At 36.6% G+C, this 5,915-nt stretch carries 6 protein-coding genes; all 6 read left to right on the top strand.

All coding sequences use genetic code 11. From position 1 onward, the window contains the following. On the top strand, positions 1-698 hold a 698-nt coding region (locus DSOL_RS25355; RefSeq protein WP_170871624.1), incomplete at its 5' end, for a recombinase zinc ribbon domain-containing protein. 585 nt (positions 699-1,283) lie between these two features. After that, positions 1,284-1,484: a hypothetical protein gene (locus DSOL_RS25350; RefSeq protein ID WP_075367487.1), complete on the top strand. Its 201-nt coding sequence runs from the start codon at positions 1,284-1,286 to the stop codon at positions 1,482-1,484. Positions 1,485-1,491: 7 nt separating this feature from the next. Next, a complete protein-coding gene (locus tag DSOL_RS25345; protein ID WP_075367486.1) occupies positions 1,492-2,451 on the top strand; it encodes a hypothetical protein in 960 nt (319 codons plus the stop codon). A 6-nt stretch (positions 2,452-2,457) separates the two neighbouring features. Further along, the gene (locus DSOL_RS25340) at positions 2,458-2,937 is read left to right on the top strand and encodes a hypothetical protein (RefSeq protein WP_083643059.1); all 480 of its coding nucleotides are present in this window, start codon (positions 2,458-2,460) and stop codon (positions 2,935-2,937) included. Further along, entirely contained in the window at positions 2,930-4,987 is a 2,058-nt protein-coding gene (locus DSOL_RS25335) for a coiled-coil domain-containing protein (RefSeq protein WP_075367484.1), read from the top strand. Before DSOL_RS25340 ends, DSOL_RS25335 begins: the two co-directional genes overlap by 8 nt. Positions 4,988-5,141: 154 nt before the next feature. After that, positions 5,142-5,915: HD domain-containing protein (locus DSOL_RS29330; RefSeq protein WP_235839003.1), on the top strand; the 774-nt coding region annotated here is incomplete at its 3' end.

Below are 5,915 nucleotides of genomic sequence, written 5' to 3'. Positions count from 1 at the left end.
AAAAATATATGGGGGAGGCTCTGCTGCAAAAGACTTATACCGTAGATTGCCTCACGAAAAAAAGAGTGATCAATGACGGCATCGTCCCTCAGTATTATGTGAAGAACAGCCATGACCCCATTGTTTCCAAAGAATTTTTTGACCGGGTGCAGTTTGAAAAAAAGCACAGAAGCGATGCGCCGAAAATATACAACGTAGAAAATACAAAAATAAAAAAAGGAAGGTACAGCCAATATGCACTCAGCCGAATCGTGGTATGCGGCGAGTGTGGCAGATTTTATCGACGGGTAACCAGTGCAAGCTATAAAAGATACCATTCCGGCGAGAGCCAAGTGACATGGCGGTGCAATAATCGGATGGAGTATGGTAAAAAGTTTTGCTTGGAGTCACCTACGATAAAAGAAAAATATTTGCGTGAGGGCGTTGTTAATGCGATCAATCACTTAATCCTGAATAAGCGTTTCATAAAAAAGCGGATCAAAAAACAAACTGCCCATAAACACGCATTAAACAACCAAGCCTTTTCACTGAAAGATATGATGGAGTTCTTAGAAGCATGTATAGCTGAAATTGCAGAGTTTGACGATATAATCGTCCGGAAGCTGATTGACAAGATTACTGTCATATCAAAAAGTAGGCTATTGGTGAGGTTTAAGGATGGGACGGAAATAGAACAGGGAATCAGTGCGGGAAAATAATTAGAATAAAGCTCTCGAGCTCCCAAAGTTGCTGAGAATCTTATTCTGCTTATTTACTGTAGCTTCAAAAGCTCAGTGTAAGAATTTCTGTAATGAGCATTTGTATAGAAAAGCTCCCAATGATAGGGCATGGTATCGGAGTTTTTGTGCATAAAAGCTTTGCCTACAAATTTATATGTGACGTATCTGTAATTTCCGAGGAAAATTTTGCTTTTTCGGTGAATGCATTGTTTTATTCATTTTTCGATATATAATAAAATATACAAGATTTTCCTCCATAAGGTTGTTTTTATGGACTATATTACTGTGAAAGAGGCAGCCGAAAAATGGGGAATCACAGCACGCTGGGCGCAGGTGTTATGTGCTCAATTCCCGGTGCTGTCCGTTTTGCCAACACCGACACCTAGGCAATACCAAAGGATGCAGTAAAACCTGAATCAAAATGCAAATAAGAACTAAGAACAGGGTACACACGAATATAGTTTTCTGTAGCCATATGTCTTGGTCCACAATGATCAAAGCTTGAAGAAATGAAGATCTTCTAATGATTTTCATGTGCGACGACAAGCTACAGGAGGTATCAATGTGTGGGAAAGAAAATGTTTATTTATTGGCGAAAAGCTATTTTTTATAAATAAAGAAGCTGTACTGTTGAAAATTTACAATCCATTGAGTCTGGCTAAAATTCAGTTAATCTCGGACAGTTCAGAAATGATAGTTGATATAAAATGTCTGCAAAATGAGCCGGATTTGACAAACTCAATTCCTTTAGGCATTTGGAGGTAGTTAAAGCATGATTTTGAGTTTTATTAAAACTCCACTTACTGGAGATGCTTGGGAAGAATGGTGCGATGCATGCTATCGCATACGTTACCAAAGTGATAACTATCAAAAAATACCTGCTGCATACAGGGGTGATGCTGGTATCGAAGGTTATACCCAAACAGGCATCGTGTATCAATGCTATTGCCCTGAGCGTGAGTACAATGATGATGAGCTGTATGAGCATCAGCGCGATAAACTTACAAAAGATATAAACAAATTGGTAGATCAAATATATAAACAGAGACTGAAAGACCTTGGAGTACCCACAATAAAACAGTGGCATTATGTGGTTCCTTTCTATAAGGATAATCGACTATTGCAACATGCCACAGCTAAGCGTAATGAAATTCTTCGAGGGAAATCTGGCAAACCAAAAGAATATGATCATCTGGATGACAACTTTGTGATTGTGATTAAAGTAGCAGAAGATTTCAAGGTTGAGTTTTCAAAGATTATACGAGAGACAATAACGGATACAAAGCTAAATGTTGTTGTCAAAAGCTTTGACACTATACCTTGGGATAAATGCCCTTCTGAAAAAGTACATAACATACAACGGAAAATCAAAGCTGTGATGAATCCAGTGAACGATGATGATGAAGACTTTAAGGATGTAGTTGGAGCATATGTCGCGTATTATATTAAGGGTATTGAGGTTTTGCGGATGCTGCAGGCTGATTTTCCGGAAATATATGAGCACATTTATACACTAGAGCGGGCATGTAAAAGTGAGGTTAGTTTAAAGACAAAAATGAATCAAGATCGCTCACTCAACATGAGTATTTTTAATGAGATTTTAGGTGAATTTGAGCAAAAACTGAGTCTAGAATTTGACAAGTATTTTACTACGTCGTCAATAATGGAATTAAAACATGATATGGTTGGCGCGTGGTTAGCGGATTGTCCGATGGAATTTAGAAGAGGGTGATTTATTATGGATAAGTTGTTTGATTCAGTTGATAAAATTCTATTCACTGATAGACCTGAAGCAGTACCTTATAATTATCGAATAAGTTATAAGGTTGCGCAGTTGTGCTTAATTTTAGCAAAGTCATGTGGACGTGGTGGATGCTCCATTCTAAAGCTGCACATGATCTCTTTAGCATTAACGTTTGAAAGTGACATGAATATACTAATCGACTTCGCAAATGATAGAACCCATGAATATACGCCTATTCGATTCGATCCCGCAGTAAATAGAGCTTTGAACTATGCATTGGGAGACAGTATGTTTGCACAACAGGCAAATGGATTATATCGCTTGACGGACAAAGGAAAAAAATTCGTTAGTAAAATTGACGAAGATATTGAGTTGATGGCACGAGAAAAAGAGCGACTTGATTCGCTTTCAAATAAACTTACAGAGGCTAAAATTAAGGACATAATGTCTTTGTGGAGGTATTCGAATGCTTAAAATTGATAGATTAAAAATTACGATACGTACTGCGGAACAAGATTCTGGCTTTGACCATACCTTCATGCAAGGCATTAATTTTATTGCCAGCGACGACAATACTTGTGGAAAGAGTTCAGTGATAGAGGGGATATACTATGCTTTAGGTTTTGAAGAGATAATAGGCGGCAGGGGCGAAAAGGTTCTGACGTCAGCGTATAAGAACTCCATTGAGTACAACTCAAAGACCTTTAACACCCTTGAATCTGAAGTATACTTGGAAGTATATAACGGAACAGATATCATTACCTTGTATCGTACTGCAAAAATGGAAAATAGAGATTCGCGCTTAGTTACTGTATATTTTGGCTGCCTTGCTGATGTGGAAACAGGTTCTGTGGATTATGATGATATGTATGTACATATGCCCAATTCTGCAACTCGAGAAAAGGGATTTCACACATTTTTAGAACGGTATTTGGGTTTGGAATTACCCTACGTTAATAATTACAGTGATTCGGAAAGCAAATTGTACTTACAACTGCTTTTTTCAAGTATGTTTATTGAACAAAAGCGTGGATGGGCAGACATATTTTCAGGAATGCCTAATTTAGGTATTAAAGAGGCTAAGCAGCGCACTGTTGAGTACATACTTAATCTTGATACTATTGAAAATGAAAAGAAAAAGATAAGTTTGACAGATGAAAAAAATGAGATTGAAAAGTCTTGGAATGATATCGTACAGGCTCTCATTGCTGACAGCAGGTCTGCCCAGTGTATTATTTCAGGGTTTCCCAACTCACCACGAATTCTTGAAGAAGCTGTACGAGCTAAGGTTTCCATAGAGTACATCAATAGACAAGAGATAAACTCCTACATCTTAAACCTGAGAGATGAATTGAGTCGGCTTTCTTCGCTGAAACCTAAAATTGTAGATAATTTTGATGAGCTGCAAGTTGAGCTTGATGAAACAGAGAAGCAAATCGATTTAATATCTAACAAGATTAATGAAGCTAGAACAAAGCTAAGCATGGAAGATGCAAGTATAAAAAGTCTTAGAGAGAGTTTAGATACTATCAAGATTGACATAGCTAATAATAAAGACGCCGCAAGGCTAAAGAACCTTGGAGCAGACATAGGATCTGAAATAATTAAGGGTATTTGCCCTGTTTGCAATCAGGCAATTGCTGATACACTTTTACCTTTGGCCAATGAATTTCATATAATGAGTATTGATGAAAATATAAAACATCTAGTTGCTCAGAAAGAAATGTTTGAATTTGCACTGAACGGCCATTCCGAAGCTAAAGCGGAATTGAAGAATTCAATTTCTCATTTTGAGAGGAGCTTGTTCACACTCAGAAGATTAGCTCTTTCTTTAAGAAGTGATCTTTATGCAGTAGACGAGGAATTATCCGAATCTATTGTCTATAAAAAACTTGAGTTAGGTAATGAGATACAACAATTAGAGAAATTCCAAAATACTGTTAATGATTCTCTTGAAAAACTTACGGAACTTTCAGAACGTTGGAGAAAATACTTAGACGAGAAGGAGCAAATTCCTAAAGAAAAATTTACATTAGAAGACAAGAAAAAGTTAAGTTCATTTGAGAGCAATTTCAAGAATGATCTTAGAACATATGGATATAAAAGTGTCTCGAATATAGATGATATATCTATTTCACGAGATACTTATTTACCTGTAATCAATAATTTCGATATGAAATTTGATTCATCAGCTAGTGATAATATTCGAGCTATTTGGGCCTTTACGATGGCTTTGCTTCAAACATCAAATACTCATCTTGGAAATCATCCAGGCATCTTGATATTTGATGAGCCCGATCAACACAGTATTGTGATATCGAATATGAAGGCGTTCTTTAAAGGAATAATTGATGTTGAGGGTTGGAAACAGGTCATTATAGGAATAACAATAAAGGATACGGACACGAGAACTGCAATTGAAAGCCTGGATGCCAGAAGTTACAATATGATAAAAATAAACGAAAAGGCATTTACTCCGATAATCAAAGTTCCACCTTTAAATGACGTAGATGAACAATCGTAACTATTGATATAGTTAGACATATTGCAGCAAGGATTGAACGTGCTCTGGAAGAACAGTTGGGTGAACCGCCATCAGCTAATTTAATCAAAGCTTTACTAGTCTAACAGGTTTTACCACGATTTATGATATGATTATTTTGGAGGGTATTACTATTATGGAAATAAAAGAGTTTTTATTAATAAAGCTACTGGAAGGTATAACGTCAGAAAACCATTTGGAGCAATCTTTCGTAAACCAAGAAAATAAGTTTTATAATGTTGAAGGGTTAAAACAAGCTAATATTGATTGTCTGAATAGCATGTCAGATAGAAGTACTATGCTTGTTATTTTTGTAGCGTTTAAGGAGAACTCCGGAGATTTTTCCCCTATAAAACTATTCTGGGCCGAGGGATCAAAAAACGACAGGGGGAACATAACTTATGTAGCTAAACATAAATGCGATTCTGCCTTTGTAGTACAGAATTTTATGAAGAACTTTATTGTTGATCTAAAGAGCGACTTTGAGCAAGATGTCTATTTAGCAAAGATGGAAATGAGCACAAAGTTTTTGGATCAACTGGAACAGGATATCATGTTTTTCGAGCCGTCAATCACACATGGTATAGCTTTTTCGAAAAATACTCATGAAACAAACTACCGTAACATGCATCCTTTTGCACAAACAAATGAAGATTGCAAAAGAATATTTGCTGATGCAAACAACGAATTGGGCATTTCAGAATTCCAGATTGACCGTAATAGTATCATTTTTTCCCGTGCATTTCGTCGCATGGTGGATAAGGCACAGATATATACATCGTCTAAAGGCGACCACTTTAGAAGTCGTATGACACATACACTTGAGGTATGTCAGATCGCCCGAGCAATTGGTATCAAACTTAATCTCAATCTTGACCTTATTGAAACTATTGCACTTGCACATGATATT

Origin of the sequence: Desulfosporosinus metallidurans (assembly GCF_001936615.1) — a bacterium.
GTDB classification, from domain to species: domain Bacteria; phylum Bacillota; class Desulfitobacteriia; order Desulfitobacteriales; family Desulfitobacteriaceae; genus Desulfosporosinus; species Desulfosporosinus metallidurans.
Note: the sequence above shows the minus strand (reverse complement) of the source record. Positions and strands in the feature narration are given on the sequence as shown.

Excerpts from the sequence above, each read along its gene's own strand:
- DSOL_RS25345 (WP_075367486.1), top strand. The coding sequence starts at position 1,492 with ATGATTTTGAGTTTTATTAAAACTCCACTTACTGGAGATGCTTGGGAA.
- DSOL_RS25340 (WP_083643059.1), top strand. The coding sequence starts at position 2,458 with ATGGATAAGTTGTTTGATTCAGTTGATAAAATTCTATTCACTGATAGA.
- DSOL_RS25335 (WP_075367484.1), top strand. The coding sequence starts at position 2,930 with ATGCTTAAAATTGATAGATTAAAAATTACGATACGTACTGCGGAACAA.